We start from the raw sequence: 19,865 nt of genomic DNA on the forward strand, positions 1-19,865 counted from the left end.
GGAAACAAGAGAAACGCCGCATAAAGTATCAGCTTCATGCGGCATTTTCTCGGAATGGAGAAAAAACATGCAGTATCAAAATCCGATTTTATCCGGATTTCACCCAGACCCCAGCATTTGCCGCGTGGGAAAAGATTTCTATCTGGTGACCAGTTCTTTCGAGTATTTCCCCGGGATTCCGATTTTTCACAGTCGGGATCTGGTGCACTGGGAGCAGATCGGACATTGTCTGACGCGGAACTCGCAGGTGCATCTGGTGACAGGAGCACCCAACTGTCTGAACATCTACGCCCCGACGATCCGGTATCACGAGGGGACGTTCTATGTTGTGGTGACCAATGTCACCGGCGACAATCACGGCAACTTTATCGTTACGGCAACCGATCCCGCAGGCGAATGGTCCGAACCGATTCCGCTGCCCTTTGCCGGAATCGACCCGTCCCTGTTCTTTGACGATGACGGCAAGGTGTACTATCTGGGTACAGACGGCGGCATTTATCTAAGCCAGCTGGACATTGCCACCGGAGAAGCCATTGGCGAAACCCACGCCCTCTGGCAGGGCACCGCCAACAATCCGGAGGGACCGCATTTGTACAAAATCAACGGCATGTATTACTTGCTGCTGGCACAGGGCGGCACGGAACTTTGCCACATGGCAGTTCTGGCACGGAGCAAGTCCATTCTGGGGCCTTATGAGCCGTGCCCGCACAATCCGATCCTGACCAATATCGGCAAAAACCTGCCCATTAAGGCAGCCGGTCACGCCGATCTGGTGGACGATGCCGACGGGAACTGGTGGGCAGTTTGTCTGGGCAATCGTCCGCTGGCGTATCCGTTCCGCCACAATCTGGGACGGGAAACCATGCTGGTGCCGGCTCGTCTGGAAAACGGCTGGTTCTATCTGGGTGAAGATCGTGCGGTGCTGCCGGAATTCACAGTAGAGCACGCCCCCGCAGAGGAGATTTCCGCAGGCTATGCGGCATGCAGTGCGGTGACGGACGATTTCCGCGGTGACAGTCTGCACCTGATGTGGAATTACATTTATAATCCGGTGGAGGGCCTGATACAGCAGACCACATCTGGATTACAGATGCACGGCAACGAGGTTTCCCTCTGGGAAGATGCTCCCAAGGCGTGGCTGGGACGGCGGCAGGAACATTTCTGCTGTACTGTCGAAGCAGACCTGCATTTTATACCGCAGCAGGAGGGGGAAGAAGCCGGTCTGACTGTGTACATGAATCCGGCACATCACTATGAGATTGCCCGCACCATGCGGGACGGCAGGGACTGTGTGATTCTGCGGCGGCGGATCGGCGGACTGTGTGCCGTAGAGCAGGTGCTGCCGTACAGCGATGAAACCATGACCCTGCGGCTGGAATGCGATCGGGATCGTTACCGGTTCTCGTTCCGCACGGCTGACGGCACAGTGCAGCCTGTAGGCTCCGGTGAAACCCAGTACCTGACCACAGAGGCAGGCGGCTGTTTTACCGGCAACTACATTGCCCTGTACGCTTCCGGAAACGGCAAGCCGATGACGACCACTGCGACCTTTACCCGTTTCTCTTACCAGCCGGAAGCAGAATAATCACTTGCTTCTACATCTACAGTACACCATGCAGATATGCTGTATGGTGTATTTTTTTGGCATGAACGCGGCAAAGCGGGGCATACTTTCCTTGGGAGGAAAGTGAGATGCGAAAACTGAAAAATCGTCTGGCAGTGCTGCGGCTGCTGTTGGTGCTGCTGTTTTGTACGGTTGCCGTATACCTGGCGTGGCTGATGCAGAAGCCGGAACTCTTGCAGGCTGCCGCCGGACAGGGCAGCTACACCTGTACCGCCGGAACAGCTGCCGGCACGATCTACGACCGGAACGGTGTGCCGCTGGTCAATACCAAGTCGGTCTGCACCGCAGTCGTCAGCCCTACGCCGGAGGCGGCAGAAGCTCTGTTGCCCCACGTGCTGGACGCAGAAGCGTTTTACGAAAAGCTGGCACAGGGGAAGCCCTTTACCTGCACGGTGGACACAGCGGACATTGCCTGTCCGGACGTGACTGTGCTGGAGATTCCCCAGCGGTACACCACGCCCCAGCCGGCACAGCATGTCATTGGCTATACGCAGGAGGGGAAAGGCGTTGCCGGACTGGAATCCGCCTATGATGCGGTCTTACGCGGCGTGGACTCCCAGTGGAGCGTGACTTTTTCCGTGGACGGCAAAGGAAAGCCGCTTGCCGGCGAAGCAGCTCAGGTTCGCTACGGTGCCAATCCGGTGCAGGGCGTGATGACAACGCTGGACATTCGGATGCAGCGAATCTGTGAAACTGCCGGTGCATCACTGCAAAAGGGCTGTGTGGTAGTCATGGACGTGGAAAGCGGGGACATTCTTGGGCTTGCCAGCTTTCCCGGCTATACGCCCGATGCACTGGGAGAAGCCATGCAGGATCCGGACAGCCCCATGATCCAGCGTGCCCTGTACGCCTATCCGGTGGGGTCGATCTTCAAGCTGGTGACGGCAGCCTGTGCCTATGAAAACGGTGCGGAAACGGCGTTTCAGTGGAACTGCAACGGGGCGATTTCCATTGGCTCCCAGCGGTTTCGCTGCCACGACCCGCAGGGGCACGGACTGCAAAATCTGGCAGATGCCATGCGGAATTCCTGCAATCCCTATTTTATCGCACTGGGGCAGACGTTTTCCGGAAAGGAACTGCTGGAAACGGCAAAGGCTCTGGGCTTCGGAACGGAAACGGTGCTGACCTCCAACATGATCGGCTCCAGCGGGACACTGCCGACATTGCAGCAGCTGAAACTGCCGGCGGAGCAGGCGAACTTTTCGTTCGGACAGGGCATTCTCACGGCGACACCCCTGCAAATCACCCGTATGACCTGTGCCATTGCCGGAAACGGTACCCTGCCGGCTGTGCGGCTGGTGCGTGGCGTAACGGAAAACGGGCGGACAGTGCTGCGGGAGGAAACGGGACTTTCTGAAACCGGCATTTCTGCGGACACGGCACAGTTTCTGCGGCGGCTCATGTGCTACACGGCGGCGGACGAGGACTTTCAGGGCATGCCTGCCCATGTTTCCATGGGAGCGAAAACCTCTACGGCACAGACCGGCAGGGTGGACGAATCCGGCGACGAATACTGCCATGGCTGGGTGACGGCGTTTTTTCCGGCGGACTGCCCACAGTATGCCGTGACGGTGCTGGCAGAGGACGGCGGCTATGGCAACCAGACTGCCGCACCGGTGCTCCGGCAGATCGCGGCGGCGATCATGGGACTTTGAACATTCTCTTGGGCAATACCGCACAAAGATTGTGCGACAGATGCGTGCGGGAAGATACGAAACAGGCTCTGAAGGGAAATTTGCAAGCAGATGGTGTGTAAAGTCGCCAGACGCTCTTTGTGCGGTATTGCCCTGGTGAAATTGTCCGGTTCGTCTATTGACACGCCGTGGAAAATCGTGTATAATAGAAGCAGGGAATTGTTCCCGAAACAAACGCCGCTATGGCAGATTGGAGTTTTACCCATGGCAGATGAAAACATGATGGATATGGATATGCAGGGCATGCTGTATACTCTGGAAGACGAAGAAGGAAACGAGCAGGAATTCGAGGTTCTGGGCGAACTGGAATATGAAGATGCAACATACTGTGCACTGGTTCCATACTATGAGAATGAAGAAGACATGCTGAAAGACGACGGCGAATTTGTCATTCTGAAGCGGGAAACCATTGACGGAGAAGAAATGCTCTGCACCATTGAGGACGATGACGAATATGATGCAGTAGGCAACATGTTCCTCCAGTATCTGAACGACATGTTCGACGAGGAGGACGAAGAGGAAGCGTAAGCACTTCCGGTTGACGGCAGAAAAATTTTCACAAATTTCCTATTGATTTTTGGGAAAGATAGTGCTATAATAAACATAGAACGAAACCGGAAGAAGCATTCCGGTTGGCATTACTGCCCAGTGCGAGACATTGCGGTTTTTATAATCCAACACTCCTTTATAGGGAATCTGACTCCGTCTGTGGATTGCAGACCTCCTGCTTGCGGCAATGACCGTAACGGACGAAGGGAGCGTGAAGCAGAAGGGAAGATACCCACCTTGCTAGATATAGCTTGGTTTTATTCGCTGCAAGACGGCTGGGTGGTTTTTTGAAATCACAAGGCACTCTGTGAGAGATCACGGAGTGCCTTTTCTTTTTCCGCGAGATGTTTCCACATGGAAATCAATTTTCAAAAATATGTTGATTTAAATTGTGCCAAATTATGAGGTTTGACAAGTAAGGCTCCCCTGAAAGGGGAGCTGGCAGTGCGTAGCACTGACTGAGGGGTTTCCATTTATGCCGAAAACGTCATAAAATGATTTTACGAAAAAACCTCTCCACCGCCTAACGGCGGTCCCCCTCCCCTTTCAGGGGAGGCTATCATGAAAATTGATTTCCGCGAGATGTTTCCAAAAAACCAGTTGTAATTTTTCCGGAAATATGCTACAATAAAAAAGATTACGAACTTTTCGGATAAAGGAGAAAACAGTATGCTGCTGCGTATGACAGACATCAATAAATTTTATAACGGCAATCAGGTGCTCTCCCACGTTTCACTGACGGTGGAAGACCACGACCGCATCGGGCTTGTGGGCGTAAATGGCTGCGGCAAGTCCACGCTGCTGCGGATCCTCACGGAACAGGAACTGCCGGATCATCTGGTGGAGGGAGACGGCGAAATTGCCAGATCCGCCAAGACCAGCATCGGCTATCTGGAACAGATGGGCGGACTGGATCGGGAAAGCACCGTCTGGGAGGAAATGCGGAGCGTGTTCCGTCCGCTGCTGGAAACGCAGGAGCGAATGCACCAGCTGGAAGAAGCCATGCAGTCCGGCGACATGACCGGTGCGGAGGAATATCATCGCCTGCAAACATGGTTCGAAAACAACGGCGGCTATCAGATCGACGTGAAGATCCGCACGGTGCTGAACGGTATGGGCTTCACGCAGGAAACCTATTCCCGCATCATCTCCGGTTTCAGCGGCGGCGAAAAAACACGGCTTGCCATTGCACGGCTGCTGCTGGAGGAACCGAATCTGCTGATTCTGGACGAGCCTACCAACCACTTGGATTTCAAGACCGTCATGTGGCTGGAAGATTACCTCAAGGACTATCAGGGAGCACTGCTGCTGGTATCCCATGACCGCTATTTCCTCGACCGGCTGTGCACCAGCGTCTGTGAGATCGAGCGGGGCAGACTGACGCGGTACAAGGGCAACTACACCACTTTCACCCAGCTGAAAGAAGCGGCTGTGGCACGGCAGTGGAAAGAGTACGAGATGCAGCAAAAGGAAATCGCCAAGCTGGAGGACTACGTTGCCCGCAACCTCACCCGTGCTTCGACGGCAAAGTCCGCCCAGAGCCGTGTGAAGCAGCTGGAAAAAATGGAACGCATTGAAAAGCCGCTGGTTTCCCGCAAGCAGGCACGGGTGGAATTTACGTATGAAATGGATCCGCCGCAGGAAGTGCTGAAAGTGCAGGACGTTGATATTTCCGTGGGTGAGGGGACAGAACGGAAAACGCTGCTGCCGGACGTGTCCTTTGAAGTTCGCCGCGGCGAAAAGTGGGGCATTATCGGAGATAACGGCATTGGCAAGTCCACGCTGCTGAAAATCTTGCAGAACAAGCTGCCGCATCAGGGGAAAGTCCGCTGGACCAGCAATGTCAAGATCTCCTACTTCGAACAGGAGAGCACCAACCTGCACCCCACAAAATCGGTGATGCAGGAAATTCATGACCGCGTGCCGTCATGGACAGATCTGGAAGTGCGGAATCTGCTGGGGCAGGTACGCCTGACAGGGGAAAACGTGTTCAAGCCGGTGGGCGTACTCTCCGGCGGCGAGCGTGCAAAGGTCTGCTTCGCGGTGATGATGCTGGAGCATGGCAATGTGCTGATTCTGGACGAACCCACCAACCACCTGGACATTGCCATGAAAGAAGTCATCGAGGAAGCCATGCAGTCCTTTGCGGGGACGCTGCTGTTTGTGTCCCATGACCGGTACCTGCTGGACAAGGTGGCAGACCACATTCTGGAACTGAAAGCCGACGGGGCAACGACCTATCAGGGTGGCTTCAGCAAGTGGCTGGAGGCACAGCAGAAACAGCCGGAACCGGAGGAAATCCCTGCGGAAAGATCGGCTGCTGACAAGGAAAAACCGGCGGAGAAGCCGGCGTACCGTTCCAAGAAACAGCGTGCCCAGCAGGCGAAAATGCGTGCCGACCTGCGGAGTCTGGAACAGCAGCTGGACAAGATGCAGGAGGAACTGGACACCCTGACAGCGGAACTGACCGACGAAGCCGTTTGCAGCGACTATCAGCTGATGCAGGAAAAGTGCCAGCGTATGGAGGAACTGCGGGTGCAGATGGACGAAACCATGGAGCAGATGATCTTGCTGGAGGACGAACTGGGATAACCGAAAGGAACAGAATATAGGAAACACTGCAAGCAGATTGCGTGCAAAGCTGTCAGGCGGGCTTTATGCAGTGTTTCCTATACAAAAAAACGGAGAGAGCATTTCGCCCTCTCCGTTTTCTTTTCGATGATGCTGTAACTGATTACAGCTTTTTCTTTTCGTCTTCGATCATTGCCAGCAGTTCGTCTACAGAAGCACTTGCAATGCGGTCTTCCTTGTTCTTGGAAACAGACGGTGCAGCAGGCTTCGGTGCAGGAGCCGGTGCAGATGCACGGCTGCTGCGGAACGGGGTATCGCCCAGATTCCGTGCTTCCTCCGGAGAGCTTGCTTCGTGGCTGCCGCGGTAAGTGGAAACCGGAGCTTCCGGCTGTGCCGGTGCGACAGGTGTTTCGTCTGTGATCGGCGGTGTGCTGTAGGTGTTGCTGCTGTAGCTGCCGAATGTTGCAGTGTTGGAAGCGCTTGCAGCATGTGTACCCTCATAAGTGGTAGTGTTGCTGCCGGCTGCCGGTGCAGAACCGTCCAGCGGGAGCTGATCTGCCGGATTGGTGTAGATCGGCACATCATGCTGTGCCTTGAACTGCATGGTACGAGCCTTCTGGTACGGCGAGTTGGGGTTTACCTGTTTTCGTTCGAAGTTCTCCGCAATGGAAGAACGCTTCTTCTCAAAGGAACGGCTCTGGGTCGCTTCGGACGGACGGTACAGCGGAGAGCGTCCGCCCAGTTCTTCGTCATCATAAGCAGAATCGCCGTCATCGTAGGAATCTTCACTGTAAACTTCGTCATAGTTTTCTTCAAAAGTGTATTCGTCATCGTGTCCCATGCTTGCCCGTACAATGGTGACGATCAGCATGATGACCAGAATGATGCTGGGGAGAACCATCAGGATCAGGATTCCCGGAACGCCGGTGGCGAATTTTACATATGTATACAGTTCGCCGCTTTCGTAGGAGCACTTGCCGAGAATGCTGTCTACAGTTACAGGCGGCTCAGTTCCCACATCACTTGCTTTCATGGTAGTGGGATAGTACTTCAGAACGCCGGTTTCGTCCTGTTCGATGTTGTAGATGCGGCGGACAGCAACGCGGTCGGAGTCGATGTCCTTGGAAGCGTCGTCCGGAGCCAGTACGCACAGAACAGCGTTGTTCTTGGCAATCGGATCAGTTTCTTTATAGGCGGAAGCGATCACGGCAGTGTGCTGGTGGATCGAAGCCGCAGCACTGGTGTCATCGACTGAGCCGGCAGCCTGTCCGGAAGTGCCGGTGGCAACGGCAGCCCCTGCTGCTGCTTCCATAGTATCATATTCCATCAGATAGATGTAGTGCCCGAAAATCTTCGGTGTGTCTTTTCGGGAAAAAAGAATGTTCGTGGTCAGAGAGATTGCCACCACGATCACGAGGAGGATCGCCAGTACAATGGCAAGAATGGATTTGGATTTCTTTTTCATAATGCTACCTACCTTTTTACGAAGTCATGGGATTTAACCCTATTATAACACATCTTTTCTGCGATTTCAATCGCTTTTTTGCATTTTTGCAGAAAAAGTGCAAAAGTCTGAACCGGAAATTTTTTCCGCCGCATCATTTGTCAGCGAGCACTTTTACAGTACCTCATTATTATAGCACATCTTTTCTGCGATTTCAATCGTTTTTTTGATTTTTCAGAGAATTTTTTTGAAACCTCTTGACAAATCAAGAATTTGTGGTATAATAAATAGGTAATCCTGCGTGAGAGATCTCACGGTATAACCGGTGCTGGAATAGCTCAGTTGGTAGAGCAGTGCATTCGTAATGCACAGGTCGCGTGTTCAAGTCACGTTTCCAGCTCCATTTTTCTGCTCCGCGAAAGTACAGGCACTGCCGCCTGTCGGAACTGCCGAAAGGCAGATGCGAGCGTAGTTTAGTGGCAAAACATCAGCTTCCCAAGCTGAGGTTGCGAGTTCGATTCTCGTCGCTCGCTCCAGAACCAACAGCATGTGTGCACAACACGTGCTGTTTTTTTTGTGTCCGCAGGGATACCTTTTATATAGGGGAAACGCTGTATAAAGCGGATCTGTTTGCAGAATGTCTGGAAATTTGCACAAATTGTGGGGTCTTTTATCAGGCGAAATTTGTGTAAAAAGCATCTTGCATCTTGGTGAAAAATCTAGTATCATAATACTGTGCAGACCTCTGCTTTTGCAGGATCTGTCTGTATTTTGAAGAACATTCGAAAGTGTCTGTGCACTTTCCGACTGAAGGAAATGAGGAAAATTATGATGTTCAAGACCAAAAAGATCCTGGCATTCCTGCTGGCATCTGCAATGATGACTGCTGCGTTCACCGCCTGCGGCGGTTCTTCCGACAGCTCCAAGGACTCCAGCAGCGAAGCAGAGTCCAGTGCTGAAGAATCCAGCGAAGCAGAGGAATCCAGTGAAGAAGCTTCCGCAGACGAAAGCTCTGCTCCGCAGCAGGTACAGACCGGCGACTTCGAAGAAGCTGTCGTTCCGCAGGCTGGCGAGGCTTATCTGAGCATGGCAGACGGTCAGTGGTGGCTCCAGTACACCGGCAGCGATACGGACTATCTGTGCTATGATGCAGGTGTTGCTCCGATCACCGGCAACGGCGAATACACTGTCAGCGTTACCGTAGATACCAACGCGATCCGTTACGATGCGACCGGCGACGTAAACGGCGACCTGATCGCAAACGGCACTGCATTCATGGCTGTACAGATCATGGACGGTGCAACTGCTACCCCGAACGCAGTGATCGATGTAACTGCTGTCAAGGTAGACGGTACTGAAATCCCGCTGACCAAGAAAAGCTTCACCAATACAGAAGAAACCGAGATCAACGGCGTAAAGCACAACAATATTCGTTCCAACATTTTCAACGAGTGGGTACCGGACGACGGCATGCCGGGCGATGCAAGAAGTGCAGAGGGCAACATTGCTGATCTGGCAAACAAGTCCGACTATTCTGCAACCATTCTGGATCCGTCTGCTATTGGCGACTGGACAACCATTGAAGTAACTTTCAATGTAACTGGTATGTAATTGCGGCTTCGCGATTTCATGGAATGATAGACTGCCTGTGCCGGCTCGGTGCAGGCAGTTTTTATTTGTCAGTTTCGAAATGTGAATTTTTTGAAAACCCTGCGAAATCAGCTTGCATGATGCCGAAAGATATGGTATAATAAATTTCGTCGCTGAATCATGGAAGCTTAGCTCAGCTGGGAGAGCATCTGCCTTACAAGCAGAGGGTCATAGGTTCGAGCCCTATAGTTTCCACCAGAGAAAAACCGCCTGTACTTTTTGGAGTGCAGGCGGTTTTGTTGTATTGGTTTCCGTGCTTGAAAAATGGAACAGCATATGCATGTGGGTGTGGTTTTCACGTCTGTGGGTGTTGTTCAAGGCAGGGGAAAACGGGCTGTCCGGCAGCAAATTTTTCTGCAAATCACATATTAACTTTTTGTAAACGATTCAATGAAACAGGAAAAGCGACGCATTTTCGGTGCTTTTTCTGTTTTAAAAACCTCGAAAAAATTTTCGAAAAACCCTTGACAAATCGCTCAGAATGGTGTATAATAATATACGTCGCTGAGAGATGCGACGCTGAGAAAAAAATGATGGAAGCTTAGCTCAGCTGGGAGAGCATCTGCCTTACAAGCAGAGGGTCATAGGTTCGAGCCCTATAGTTTCCACCACATGGTCTGGTAGTTCAGTTGGTTAGAACGCTGCCCTGTCACGGCAGAGGTCGTGGGTTCGAATCCCATCCAGATCGCCAGTGCGGATTTAGCTCATCTGGTAGAGCGCCACCTTGCCAAGGTGGAGGTAGCGAGTTCGAGCCTCGTAATCCGCTCCAATGGCGCTATAGCCAAGTGGTAAGGCAAGGGTCTGCAACACCCTGATTCTCCAGTTCAAATCTGGATGGCGCCTCCAAGAGATGAGAACGCAAGCGGGCGTTCTCTTTTTTTGTATCTCTTGAAGGTCAAGGGCAATACCGCACAAAGATTGTGCGGTATTGCCCAAGCTTTGCGGCTGGAGGATACGTATACCTTAGAGCCTGTCCTGTACCTGTTTTGCAGCGTGCAGGACAGGCTCTTGTAGCACCTGAACCAATCGAAAGGAAAGGAGGAAATGCAATGGCAACGTATCTGATCGACTATGAAAATGTCTATATCGAGGGACTGACCGGTTTGGAGTATCTGACAAAGCGGGACGAGGTAGTGATTTTCTACACACAGAACCGCTGCGGGCTGACGTTTGAACTGCACCAGCGGCTGATCTCCTGTGATGCAAAGCTGCGGCTGATGGAAGTGACAGCACTGTCCACCAGAAAAAATACGGTGAAAAATGCACTGGACTTGCAGCTTTCCATGTATATCGGCTATCTGATCGGCAGCCGTCCGAAAGAACGTCTGTATATCATCAGCAAGGACACCGACTTCGACCTGAACCAGCAGTTCTACGACCGGTACCTGCAAGAGGATGTGCACGCTCTGTCGATTTATTCTACCATTGAGAATGCAATGAAAGGCATTCCCACGAGAGATGTAGTACAGGCTCTGGAAGAAACTGCTGCGGCTGCATCTGCGGATACGACTTCAACAGAAGAAGAAAACGTACCGGCAGCACCGAAAAAGGCAAAGAGCAGTGCGGCAATGCTGTTCCCGAAAGAGTTACAGTCGGAAGTGCGGGAACTGCTGGACACAGACGACAAGCAGGCGGTGAACCGGATCTGTGCGATCATCACCGCTTCGGAAGACCTGCTGACACTGAACAACCTGCTGTCCCGCTATTACCACGACGGCAAGCAGGTGAAAGACATGTATCACAAACTGAAGCCGTCCTATAAGGCACTCCGTAAGCTGGCAAACGGCACGAAGTGACAGACTTTCAAAACCCAAAAGAGCACCCTCCGGTGGAACTGGCCGGAGAGTGCTCTTTTTGTTGTATAAATTGCTACATAAAAAATGAAAAACCGAAAACAAGCGGCAATTGCCTTTGCTTTCGGTCACTTTTCATATTCAACTGTCAAAAACAGAGCTTACGCACGCTCGATCTTGCCGGAGCGCAGGCATCTGGAGCAAACGTACATATGACAAGGAGTTCCCTTCACAATCGCTTTTACACGCTTTACGTTCGGCTTCCATGTTCTGTTCGACCGTCTGTGGGAGTGAGAAACCTTGATACCGAAGGTAACACCCTTTCCGCAAACTTCACATTTAGCCATTCTACTGCACCTCCTTATCCTAACATTGCATGCCGACCGCCGGAAAATAGACTTCTGCGGCAGTCTGCAAACTAACATATCTATTTTATCAAATTTCCCGAAAAAAAGCAACCCTTTTCCTCGGATTCTTTTGAATATTTTTTTTACATTCGAAATACCTTTCGAAAAATACAATTATTTGCGAAAACAGACTGTAAAATCAAATGCAGACTTATTTTCAAAAAGCAATCGAAAAAGAAATCGGCACATTTCCAGCATTCTGTCCTGCGGAAATCTTGTAAATTTTATGTCAAACGGCAAAATAGGCTTGAATTTTTCCGGAAAACCATGTATAATAAAAAGAACACATTATAGGGTATCTGGGCAGAACATTTTCATTTGGAAAGGACTGGAGCAATGGGAATTCTGAGCAATTTTATGAACTTGAACCGTTATGAGATTCTGGCAAGAATCGTGATTATATTGTTGGTGTTGCCGCTGCATGAGTTTGCTCATGGCTGGGTGGCACGGAAATGCGGTGATGACACCGCCGAAGCCGCCGGACGGCTGACGCTGAATCCGCTGGCACACGTAGACCCTTTCGGTGCAGTGCTGCTGCTGTTGACCGGATTCGGCTGGGCAAAGCCGGTGCCGATCAATCCGGCACGAATGAACCACCCCCGCAAGGGCATCATCTGGACATCACTGGCGGGGCCGCTGTCCAATCTGCTGGCGGCACTGGTAGGCGTGGTGCTGATGCAGATCGTCTTTCCGTTTTACTATGCCGACCCCAACGCCGTTTTGACAGGCATCTATACGCTGCTGTACTGGTTCGTGGCGATCAACATTTCGCTGGCAGTGTTCAACCTGATTCCTGTGCCGCCGCTGGACGGCTCCAAGGTGCTGATGATGCTGCTGCCGTACCGCCAGTCCGCGTGGCTTGAGCGAAACCAGCGGTATTTGTCGCTGGCACTGTGGATCCTGATTCTGGTGGGCGTACTGAGCACGCCGCTGAGTTATCTGTCCAACTGGATCATGCACTTCTTCGTCTGGGCGACCCAGTGGATCGGCACGCTGGTGCAGATGGTGATGTGAGTTCATGCAGACGATTTCGTTTAAGCTGGAAGTCTTTGAAGGCCCCATGGATCTGCTGCTGAACCTGATTTCCAAGCACAAGCTGAACATCTATGACATTGAGATCTCCAGCCTGCTGGAACAGTATCTGGCGTATCTGGATCAGTGTCGGGAACAGGACCTGGAGCTGGCAGGGGAATTTCTGGAAATGGCGGCACGGCTGATCTACATCAAAACGGCTTCGCTGCTGCCCCGTCCGGAAGATGCCCAAAAGGAAAAGCAGGCATTACAGGGGGCACTGATCGAGTATGCCCTCTGTAAGCAGGCGGCACAGGCTCTGGCACAGCGTTTTGTGGGCGGACAGATCTTTACCCGTCCGCCGATGCAGGTGGAAGTTTCTCCGGCATACGCCAGAACCCACCTGCCCTGTGTGCTGCTGGAAACATGGAACACCATGGGGCAGAAACGCTTTGCCCCGCAGGAAAACGCCCGCGAACGGTTACAGCGTGTAGTGACGCGTCCGGTGGTGTCGGTGATGTCCAAGGTGGTCTACGTGATGCGAAAGGTGTATCACGATGAACACGTGTATTTCGGGGCACTGTACGCCGATGTGCGGGAGCGTTCTGCACGGGTGGCACTGTTTCTGGCGGTGCTGGAACTGACCAAGCATGGCAGGATCGGCATCAGCGAGGACAGCACTTATCTCTATCGCCGGACAGACTATGTGAAACATTCTGCAAAGGGTTGAGAGAACTTCATTTATGCAGCCGTTCAAGTATGAATCCGAAGAATCGGGGAATGATAATGGAAAGAAACACCAGATCGCCGCTTTGCCTGATGCTGGAGGCGGTGCTGTTTGCCAGCGGAGAGCCGGTGCCGGTGTCCCGTCTGGCACAGGCATGTGAAGTATCAGAATCCGCGGTGCAGACTGCCTTACAGCAGCTGTCGGCGTGGTATGAAAAACAAAAAAGTGCGATCTGCGTGCAGCAGCTGGGGGACAGCTGGCAGATGTGCACCCACCCTGCCTATGCGACTGTGATCCAGCGGGCAGTGGAAACCAAAAAGGCGGCTCCGCTGTCAGCGGCTGCCATGGAGGTGCTGACGATCGTGGCATATAACCAGCCGGTCAGCAAAAGCTTTGTGGAGCATGTCCGCGGCGTGGACAGCAGTTCCGTGGTGAACACCCTTGTGGAAAAGGAACTGCTCACAGAAGCCGGACGGCTGGACGTGCCGGGCAAGCCGGTCGCCTATGCGACAACGCCCCATTTTCTCCGGTGCTTCGGCTTGCAGTCGCTGGACGAGCTGCCGCCGCTGCCGGTGTCGGCTGTGCCGCAGGAAATGGTACCGGAGTCGGAGGAATCTGACGATCTGGCAGAATGATGCAGAGGAGGCGAGTGGTCTATGGTTGGCTGGCTGATCGTGCTGGGGCTTCTGGCACTGCTGCTGGGACTGCTGTTGTCGCCGTTCTCCTTTGCGTGGGACTACGATGCCCCGAAAGACCGCTTCTTCTGGAAGCTTTCGTGGCTGGGGATCTCCTTTGCTGACAGTGCCGGAAAGGGATTGTTTCAGCGGGAAAAAGAGGAATCCCAGAAGCCGGAAAAAGAACCGGAAAAGCAGAAGAAAAAGAAGCGGAAGAAGCCGAAAAAGTCCCGCCGACCGGCAAAAAAGAAGTCGCCGGAATCTTCGGAAAAGACCGAAAAGCAAAAGCTGGAACACGGCTGGGCTCTCATCAAGGGCAGCCTGTCCGTGCTTCCGAAACCGCTGCGGCTGCTGTGGAAAGGCATCTCTCTGAAGCAGCTGACAGTGGGCGTGCAGGTGGGACGGTTCGATGCACAGGAATGTGCCCTCGCCTACGGAGCAGCCAATGCGGCAGTGTACACCGCCGTGGGGCTGCTGGGCAGTGCCATGCGGGTACAGGTGCAGCAGATACAGGTGCAGTGTGCGTTCGGGCAGGAGTGCTCCCGCTGGGTCGTCCGCGGAAAGCTGCACCTTTGTTTCCTGGCAGCTCTGGCGGCACTGTGCAGCTTTGCCGTAGGCTATGCGATGCAGAAAAACCGGCAGGAAACTGACGGGAAAGAGAAAGAAGATACCGCAGAAAAAGAACACGCTGCGGTGAGATAACAGGAGGTAAATGTAATGGCAGAAAAGCGTCCGATTCAGGATCTCATGGGAGTTACAATGGAAAAAATGCGGGAAATGGTAGATGTGCAGACCATTATCGGAGATCCGATCGTGGTTTCTGACAAGGTGACTATTGTGCCCGTGTCAAAAGTGTCATACGGATTTGCCTCCGGCGGCTCTGACCTGCCGGTGAAAACCAATCCGAAAGACCTGTTCGGCGGCGGTGCCGGTGCCGGCGTGTCCATTCAGCCGGTCGCCTTTCTGGTGGTACAGGAGGACGGCGTGCGGCTGCTGCAAATGGACGAGGGCAGCGATGCTCTGTCCAGTGCCATTCGCTCGGTGCCGGAAGTGGTAGACCGTCTGGGCAGCATGTTCAAGAAGGGCGACAAGAAAAACGACAAAAAGACTGAAAATCCGGAAAAACCCGCGGAAACGGATTCCGGCGAAGCAGAATAAACTGCCGCTTCTTTCGCATACATTGTGGTAATTTTACAAGTATGCGGAGGAATCTGAAATGCGAAAACAACATTTTCTGCGGTGGCTCAGCGGGATATGGGCGGTGTGTCTGGCGGTGACTGGTCTGCCGGTGCTGCATGTACAGGGCGAGGCTCTGTCGGTTTCGGCGGAGTCCTGCATTCTGATGGAAGCGGTGACCGGTGAGGTGCTCTATGAAAAGGCGGCAGATCAGCAGCGACCTATGGCAAGCACGACCAAGATCATGACCACGCTGCTCTGTCTGGAAAGCGGCGATCTGGATACGCCCTTTTCGGTGGACAACGATGCGATCCATGTAGAGGGCTCTTCCATGGGGCTGGTAGACGGGGACATTGTGACCAAGCGTGCCCTCTGCTATGGCATGCTGCTGCCCTCCGGCAATGATGCTGCCGGAGCAACTGCTGTGAAGCTTGCCGGCAGCTATGCCGCTTTTGCAGAGCAGATGAACCGGAAGGCTCAGGAACTGGGCATGACCCAGAGTCATTTTGTCACGCCCTCCGGTCTGCACGATGCGGAGCATTACTCAACTGCCCGTGATATGGCACTGCTGACAGCGGCGGCTTTGCAGAACGAAACCTTTCGGGAGATTTGTGGGCAGGCTTCTGCCAAGGTGTGCTTCGGCAATCCGCCCTATGAACGGTGGCTGACCAATTCCAACAAGCTGCTGACCATGGACGAAACGGTGATCGGTGTCAAGACCGGTTTCACAGACGAAGCCGGCCGCTGTCTGGTGTCCGCCAGTGTGCGGAACGGCATCACGCTGATTTGCGTGACCTTGAACGACCGGAACGACTGGCAGGATCATGAAGTCCTGTACGATTACGGCTTCGGGCAGCTTTCCCCGCAGGAGGTGACATTTCCCGCCGACTGGATGCTGCCCGTGACCGGCGGCACCACAGGAACTGCTGCGGTGGCTCCTGCGGAAACGCTGACAGTAGGCGTGAAAGACGGGAACATGCCGGCGTGGTCGTATCAGCTGAACACGCCGCCGTTCCTCTATGCCCCGCTGACCGCCGGACAGGAAGCCGGCACGTGGAAGCTTCTGCTGGACGGCAGAGTTGCCGCACAGGGCAGGCTGCTGGTGCAGTCTGCGGTAACTTATCAGGAAAAAACGACAGAGCCGGAACCCCAAAGCTGGTGGAAACGGCTACTGCAAAAATAGAGCAAAAAAGGAGTCAAACAGGAAGTGGAAAAAATACGAATTCAAAAACTGCTGGCAGATGCCGGATATTGTTCCAGACGACAGGCGGAAAAGCTGATCTCTGACGGAAAAGTCAAGGTGAACGGACACCCTGTCAAGCTGGGCGATAAGGCAACACTGGCAGATCTGATTACCGTAGGCGGCGAACGGGTATATCTGCCGCGAAAGAAACAGTACCGTTATCTGATGCTGTATAAGCCGTGGGGCTATGTGACCACCACCTCTGACGAGCTGAACCGCCGCTGTGTCATGGATCTGCTGGAGGACGTGGAGGAACGCGTTTACCCCGTGGGCAGACTGGACAAGGATTCCGAGGGCTTGCTGCTGCTGACCAATGACGGCAGCTTCGCCAACGGCATCATGCACCCCAGCCGCCATATCAGCAAGACCTATCGTGTTACCGTTCGTCCGGACGTGACCGAGGAACAGCTGATCGCCCTGTCCGGCAGCATGGAACTGGACGGCAAAATGACTCAGCCGGCAACCGTGGTTGTCAAGACCAAGGAACCGGGGCGTGTCGTCCTGCTGATGACCATTCATGAGGGCAAGAACCGACAGATCCGCCGTATGTGCGAATCCGTCGGGCTGGAAGTTGCCCGTCTGCGGCGAATCAGCATCGGACCGCTGAAGCTGGGTATGCTGAAGCCGGGTACTTACCGTGACCTCACCGCTGAGGAACTCCGTGCCATTCGAAATGCCATGGGGACCGGCGAAACCGCTGCTCCGGCAAAGAACAAGGGCAGACGGAGATAATCGGAGTATTCATAGTTCTATCAAAAAACGTTCTGGGAGGAGGAACAGGCAATGCCAATTTGTATTTCACCGGAGCTGCCGGCGTATCACATTCTGTCCGAGGAGAATATTTTTGTCATGGACAGCGACCGTGCGGCTCATCAGGACATTCGCCCGCTGCGAGTGCTGGTGCTGAATCTGATGCCAAAAAAAATTGAAACGGAATGTCAGTTCCTGCGGCTGCTCAGCAACACGCCGTTGCAGGTGAATGTTGAATTTCTGCATGTGTCCAGTCATATCAGCAAGAACACGTCGCAGAATCACCTTGCCACATTTTATCGGACTTTTTCCGAAATTCAGGATCAGTATTACGATGGCTGCATTATTACAGGTGCTCCTGTAGAGCATCTGGCATTTGAAGATGTGGACTACTGGCAGGAGATTTGCACGATCATGGAGTGGACAAAGTCCCACGTCTTTTCCACGCTGCACATCTGCTGGGCGGCTCTTGCGGGGCTGTATTATCATTTTGATGTGCCCAAGTATGACCTGCCGCAGAAGATGTTCGGCGTTTTCCCGCAGCATGTGCTGGAGCCTCACTGTCAGCTGCTCCGCGGCTTCAACGACGTGTTCCACGCACCCCATTCCCGCCACGCGGAAGTGCATCGGGAGGACATTGAAAAGGTGCCGCAGCTGAAAATTCTGACGGAGTCGGAACTCTCCGGCGTGCACATCGTCGCCAACAAAAACGGCAGACAGTACTTCATCACCGGTCATTCCGAGTATGATCGGGACACGCTGAAAGGGGAGTATTTTCGGGACAAGGAAAAGGGAGCGGAGATCGCGGTTCCCTATGGCTATTTTCCAGATGATGATCCCACCAAGGAACCCCATTTCAGCTGGGGGTGCAGTGCGAACCTGCTGTTCTCCAACTGGCTGAATTACTGCGTCTACCAGCAGACGCCTTACGACCTGACTGCACTGGAACTGTACAACTGGGACTGGCAGGCAGGACTGTAAGGCATCATATTGTACAAGCTGTGAAATCATAAAAACCCGTCCGCACCGGAGAGCCATGGTGCGGACGGGTTTTTAGTTTCAAATAAATTTAGATAGTAAAAACAAATTTAGAGATATGTGAGGAACTGCGATGCCAGAACCACCAGTACCAGTGCGATCGGATAGGTTGCAGCGTAAGCACTTGCAACGTTCGGTGTGCCGCTGGTATTGATGAGAGCACCCAGAGCCGGTGTGCTGGTCATACCGCCGGTGATAGAACCGAGGTTGTTGAACAGGCTCAGCTTCAGCACCTTCTTCGCGAGGAAGAAGCCGATAAACAGCGGAATGATCGTCATCAGTGCACCCCACAGGAACAGCAGCGGACCGTACTTTTCCAGTGTCTGTACGAATCCGGCACCGCCGTCTACGCCGGCACCGATGAGGAACAGAACCAGTCCCCATTCCTGAAAGACTTCCAGCAGATGTTTGTTGACTTTCATGCTCAGCTTGCCGATTCTGCCGAAGTGTCCGAAAATCAGACCCATGATCAGCGGGCCGCCGGTGGTGCCCAGATTGAAGGAACCTGCACCCAGCGGAATGTTGATGCAGCCCAGAATGGCACCAGTCAGAACGGTCAGGGCAAATGCACCCAGACCGAATTTGTCCATTTCAAACAGTTTTTTCTGCTTCAGCGGGCTTTCTTCGCCAGTGTCTACAGAAGTCAGCTTGGCACGTTCTTCGTCCATGTTGGCTTTCAGTACCTTCGGTACGATCTGCACGAACAGAACAACGCCGATAACGCCGAACGGATATGCCACGGCATGCCCTACGGCGATTTCCTTGAACACCGGAGAACTTTCCCCGATCGCTTCCTGTGCTGCGGCAAATGCCGGCGTACTGGTCAGTGCACCGGACAGCAGACCAACGCTCATGGCAGAATTCATATCCGGCACCAGCAGTGTGATCAGAGCACAGACACCTGCACCGGCAGCAATGATGATCGCACCCAGCAGAACGTAGGACTTGGCGTTTTTCTTCAGATTCTTGAAGAATGTCGGACCGGCGATCAGACCAACGGAAGTGACGAACAGGATCAGACCAAAGCTCTGGATCAACTTGAAGTAAAAGTTGACAGCGTCCTGTGCCTCTACGTCAGCGATCCATGCGGCAATGCCGTTGTCGCCGAATGCCACGCCCTTGAAGTGGCCAACGGCCAGAGCCACCAGAAAGATGGCAGCGGTTCCCAGCGAAACGCCCTTGATGTTGATCTTGCCCAGCAGATAGCCTACGACGATGATCGCAAAGACAAAGAACAGGACCATGACAATGGCGGACATGCTGAAAATATGCGTGCCTGCCACTTCGAACAGTTTTAGACTCATGAAAAAACCTCTCTCCTTATACATGAAGCTGGGAGAAACCGACAGGCTCTCGTTGGGATGCCGGTTTCTCCGCGATAAACACCTGTGTGCCGTATAAAAACAAGCGGAACACAACATACTTTACTATTATAACTGATTTCAGTTTTTTTGTCAATAATGCCGAACGATTTTCTGAAAATTGTACGTTTCCAATGATTTTCCAACCTAAAA

17 protein-coding genes, 7 tRNA genes and 1 other RNA gene are annotated in these 19,865 nt (G+C 53.2%); 22 read left to right on the forward strand and 3 right to left on the reverse strand.

Features of this window, described 5'->3' with window-relative positions; genetic code table 11:
• Window positions 1–67 precede the first annotated feature (67 nt).
• The 5 genes from DXB92_RS05240 to abc-f all read left to right on the forward strand — a co-directional run bounded on the left by DXB92_RS05240 (window position 68) and on the right by abc-f (window position 6,459).
• Window positions 68–1,585 carry a glycoside hydrolase family 43 protein gene (locus tag DXB92_RS05240; RefSeq protein ID WP_117732920.1) on the forward strand — a complete coding sequence of 506 codons (1,518 nt, stop codon included), beginning with the start codon at window positions 68–70 and terminating at the stop codon, window positions 1,583–1,585.
• 107 nt (window positions 1,586–1,692) lie between these two features.
• Window positions 1,693–3,279 (forward strand): penicillin-binding transpeptidase domain-containing protein, encoded by a 1,587-nt coding sequence (locus DXB92_RS05245; protein WP_117732922.1) that lies wholly within the window; start codon window positions 1,693–1,695, stop codon window positions 3,277–3,279.
• 243 nt (window positions 3,280–3,522) lie between these two features.
• Window positions 3,523–3,846 (forward strand): DUF1292 domain-containing protein, encoded by a 324-nt coding sequence (locus DXB92_RS05250; RefSeq protein WP_117732924.1) that lies wholly within the window; start codon window positions 3,523–3,525, stop codon window positions 3,844–3,846.
• Window positions 3,847–3,953: 107 nt separating this feature from the next.
• Window positions 3,954–4,157: non-coding RNA, 6S RNA (gene ssrS, locus DXB92_RS05255), on the forward strand.
• A 379-nt stretch (window positions 4,158–4,536) separates the two neighbouring features.
• Entirely contained in the window at window positions 4,537–6,459 is a 1,923-nt protein-coding gene (gene abc-f / locus DXB92_RS05260; protein WP_117732926.1) for a ribosomal protection-like ABC-F family protein, read from the forward strand.
• Window positions 6,460–6,601: 142 nt separating this feature from the next.
• Here abc-f and DXB92_RS05265 read toward each other — a convergent pair whose 3' ends face one another.
• The gene (locus DXB92_RS05265) at window positions 6,602–7,903 is read right to left on the reverse strand and encodes a hypothetical protein (RefSeq protein ID WP_117732928.1); all 1,302 of its coding nucleotides are present in this window, start codon (window positions 7,901–7,903) and stop codon (window positions 6,602–6,604) included.
• Between the two features lie 306 nt (window positions 7,904–8,209).
• Between DXB92_RS05265 and DXB92_RS05270 the strand changes: the two genes are divergently transcribed.
• From DXB92_RS05270 to DXB92_RS05310, 9 genes are all read left to right on the forward strand, one after another.
• Window positions 8,210–8,285: transfer RNA gene (locus tag DXB92_RS05270), tRNA-Thr, on the forward strand.
• Between the two features lie 59 nt (window positions 8,286–8,344).
• A tRNA-Gly gene (locus DXB92_RS05275) sits at window positions 8,345–8,418 on the forward strand.
• 292 nt (window positions 8,419–8,710) lie between these two features.
• Window positions 8,711–9,493: a hypothetical protein gene (locus tag DXB92_RS05280; RefSeq protein ID WP_147330022.1), complete on the forward strand. Its 783-nt coding sequence runs from the start codon at window positions 8,711–8,713 to the stop codon at window positions 9,491–9,493.
• Between the two features lie 161 nt (window positions 9,494–9,654).
• Window positions 9,655–9,730: transfer RNA gene (locus DXB92_RS05285), tRNA-Val, on the forward strand.
• A 337-nt stretch (window positions 9,731–10,067) separates the two neighbouring features.
• Window positions 10,068–10,143 (forward strand) — tRNA-Val (locus DXB92_RS05290).
• Between the two features lie 3 nt (window positions 10,144–10,146).
• Window positions 10,147–10,223, forward strand: a tRNA-Asp gene (locus DXB92_RS05295).
• A gap of 2 nt (window positions 10,224–10,225) precedes the next feature.
• Window positions 10,226–10,301, forward strand: a tRNA-Gly gene (locus DXB92_RS05300).
• A 2-nt stretch (window positions 10,302–10,303) separates the two neighbouring features.
• Window positions 10,304–10,378 (forward strand) — tRNA-Cys (locus DXB92_RS05305).
• A 203-nt stretch (window positions 10,379–10,581) separates the two neighbouring features.
• The gene (locus DXB92_RS05310) at window positions 10,582–11,328 is read left to right on the forward strand and encodes a PIN domain-containing protein (protein ID WP_117732932.1); all 747 of its coding nucleotides are present in this window, start codon (window positions 10,582–10,584) and stop codon (window positions 11,326–11,328) included.
• A 158-nt stretch (window positions 11,329–11,486) separates the two neighbouring features.
• Here DXB92_RS05310 and rpmB read toward each other — a convergent pair whose 3' ends face one another.
• A complete protein-coding gene (gene rpmB, locus DXB92_RS05315) occupies window positions 11,487–11,672 on the reverse strand; it encodes a 50S ribosomal protein L28 (protein WP_084194405.1) in 186 nt (61 codons plus the stop codon).
• 396 nt (window positions 11,673–12,068) lie between these two features.
• Between rpmB and DXB92_RS05320 the strand changes: the two genes are divergently transcribed.
• The 8 genes from DXB92_RS05320 to metA are packed head-to-tail and all read left to right on the forward strand — an operon-like array spanning window position 12,069 to window position 18,294.
• Window positions 12,069–12,746: a site-2 protease family protein gene (locus DXB92_RS05320; RefSeq protein WP_021682750.1), complete on the forward strand. Its 678-nt coding sequence runs from the start codon at window positions 12,069–12,071 to the stop codon at window positions 12,744–12,746.
• A 4-nt stretch (window positions 12,747–12,750) separates the two neighbouring features.
• Window positions 12,751–13,473, forward strand: a complete 723-nt coding sequence (locus DXB92_RS05325; RefSeq protein WP_021682751.1) for a segregation/condensation protein A — start codon at window positions 12,751–12,753, stop codon at window positions 13,471–13,473.
• Window positions 13,474–13,523: 50 nt separating this feature from the next.
• Window positions 13,524–14,105, forward strand: coding sequence for an SMC-Scp complex subunit ScpB (gene scpB / locus DXB92_RS05330; RefSeq protein ID WP_242823506.1), 582 nt, complete (start codon window positions 13,524–13,526; stop codon window positions 14,103–14,105).
• A 21-nt stretch (window positions 14,106–14,126) separates the two neighbouring features.
• Window positions 14,127–14,846: a hypothetical protein gene (locus DXB92_RS05335; protein ID WP_021682753.1), complete on the forward strand. Its 720-nt coding sequence runs from the start codon at window positions 14,127–14,129 to the stop codon at window positions 14,844–14,846.
• Between the two features lie 15 nt (window positions 14,847–14,861).
• Window positions 14,862–15,302, forward strand: a complete 441-nt coding sequence (gene ytfJ / locus DXB92_RS05340; protein ID WP_021682754.1) for a GerW family sporulation protein — start codon at window positions 14,862–14,864, stop codon at window positions 15,300–15,302.
• A gap of 58 nt (window positions 15,303–15,360) precedes the next feature.
• Window positions 15,361–16,503 carry a D-alanyl-D-alanine carboxypeptidase family protein gene (locus tag DXB92_RS05345; protein WP_117732934.1) on the forward strand — a complete coding sequence of 381 codons (1,143 nt, stop codon included), beginning with the start codon at window positions 15,361–15,363 and terminating at the stop codon, window positions 16,501–16,503.
• A 24-nt stretch (window positions 16,504–16,527) separates the two neighbouring features.
• The gene (locus DXB92_RS05350; RefSeq protein WP_117732936.1) at window positions 16,528–17,295 is read left to right on the forward strand and encodes a pseudouridine synthase; all 768 of its coding nucleotides are present in this window, start codon (window positions 16,528–16,530) and stop codon (window positions 17,293–17,295) included.
• A 51-nt stretch (window positions 17,296–17,346) separates the two neighbouring features.
• Entirely contained in the window at window positions 17,347–18,294 is a 948-nt protein-coding gene (gene metA / locus DXB92_RS05355; protein ID WP_117732937.1) for a homoserine O-succinyltransferase, read from the forward strand.
• A gap of 107 nt (window positions 18,295–18,401) precedes the next feature.
• On the opposite strand, the gene DXB92_RS05360 is transcribed toward metA, so the two are convergent.
• Window positions 18,402–19,655, reverse strand: coding sequence for a permease (locus tag DXB92_RS05360; protein WP_117732940.1), 1,254 nt, complete (start codon window positions 19,653–19,655; stop codon window positions 18,402–18,404).
• Window positions 19,656–19,865 lie beyond the last annotated feature (210 nt).

This window comes from Ruminococcus sp. OM06-36AC (genome assembly GCF_003438725.1).
Lineage (GTDB): Bacteria > Bacillota > Clostridia > Oscillospirales > Ruminococcaceae > Ruminococcus_C > Ruminococcus_C callidus.

Bases quoted from the DNA above. Each gene is read 5' to 3' on its own strand.
- DXB92_RS05240 (WP_117732920.1), top strand. From the start codon at position 68: ATGCAGTATCAAAATCCGATTTTATCCGGATTTCACCCAGACCCCAGC.
- DXB92_RS05245 (WP_117732922.1), top strand. From the start codon at position 1,693: ATGCGAAAACTGAAAAATCGTCTGGCAGTGCTGCGGCTGCTGTTGGTG.
- DXB92_RS05250 (WP_117732924.1), top strand. From the start codon at position 3,523: ATGGCAGATGAAAACATGATGGATATGGATATGCAGGGCATGCTGTAT.
- abc-f (WP_117732926.1), top strand. From the start codon at position 4,537: ATGCTGCTGCGTATGACAGACATCAATAAATTTTATAACGGCAATCAG.
- DXB92_RS05265 (WP_117732928.1), bottom strand. From the start codon at position 7,903: ATGAAAAAGAAATCCAAATCCATTCTTGCCATTGTACTGGCGATCCTC.
- DXB92_RS05280 (WP_147330022.1), top strand. From the start codon at position 8,711: ATGATGTTCAAGACCAAAAAGATCCTGGCATTCCTGCTGGCATCTGCA.
- DXB92_RS05310 (WP_117732932.1), top strand. From the start codon at position 10,582: ATGGCAACGTATCTGATCGACTATGAAAATGTCTATATCGAGGGACTG.
- rpmB (WP_084194405.1), bottom strand. From the start codon at position 11,672: ATGGCTAAATGTGAAGTTTGCGGAAAGGGTGTTACCTTCGGTATCAAG.
- DXB92_RS05320 (WP_021682750.1), top strand. From the start codon at position 12,069: ATGGGAATTCTGAGCAATTTTATGAACTTGAACCGTTATGAGATTCTG.
- DXB92_RS05325 (WP_021682751.1), top strand. From the start codon at position 12,751: ATGCAGACGATTTCGTTTAAGCTGGAAGTCTTTGAAGGCCCCATGGAT.
- scpB (WP_242823506.1), top strand. From the start codon at position 13,524: ATGATAATGGAAAGAAACACCAGATCGCCGCTTTGCCTGATGCTGGAG.
- DXB92_RS05335 (WP_021682753.1), top strand. From the start codon at position 14,127: ATGGTTGGCTGGCTGATCGTGCTGGGGCTTCTGGCACTGCTGCTGGGA.
- ytfJ (WP_021682754.1), top strand. From the start codon at position 14,862: ATGGCAGAAAAGCGTCCGATTCAGGATCTCATGGGAGTTACAATGGAA.
- DXB92_RS05345 (WP_117732934.1), top strand. From the start codon at position 15,361: ATGCGAAAACAACATTTTCTGCGGTGGCTCAGCGGGATATGGGCGGTG.
- metA (WP_117732937.1), top strand. From the start codon at position 17,347: ATGCCAATTTGTATTTCACCGGAGCTGCCGGCGTATCACATTCTGTCC.
- DXB92_RS05360 (WP_117732940.1), bottom strand. From the start codon at position 19,655: ATGAGTCTAAAACTGTTCGAAGTGGCAGGCACGCATATTTTCAGCATG.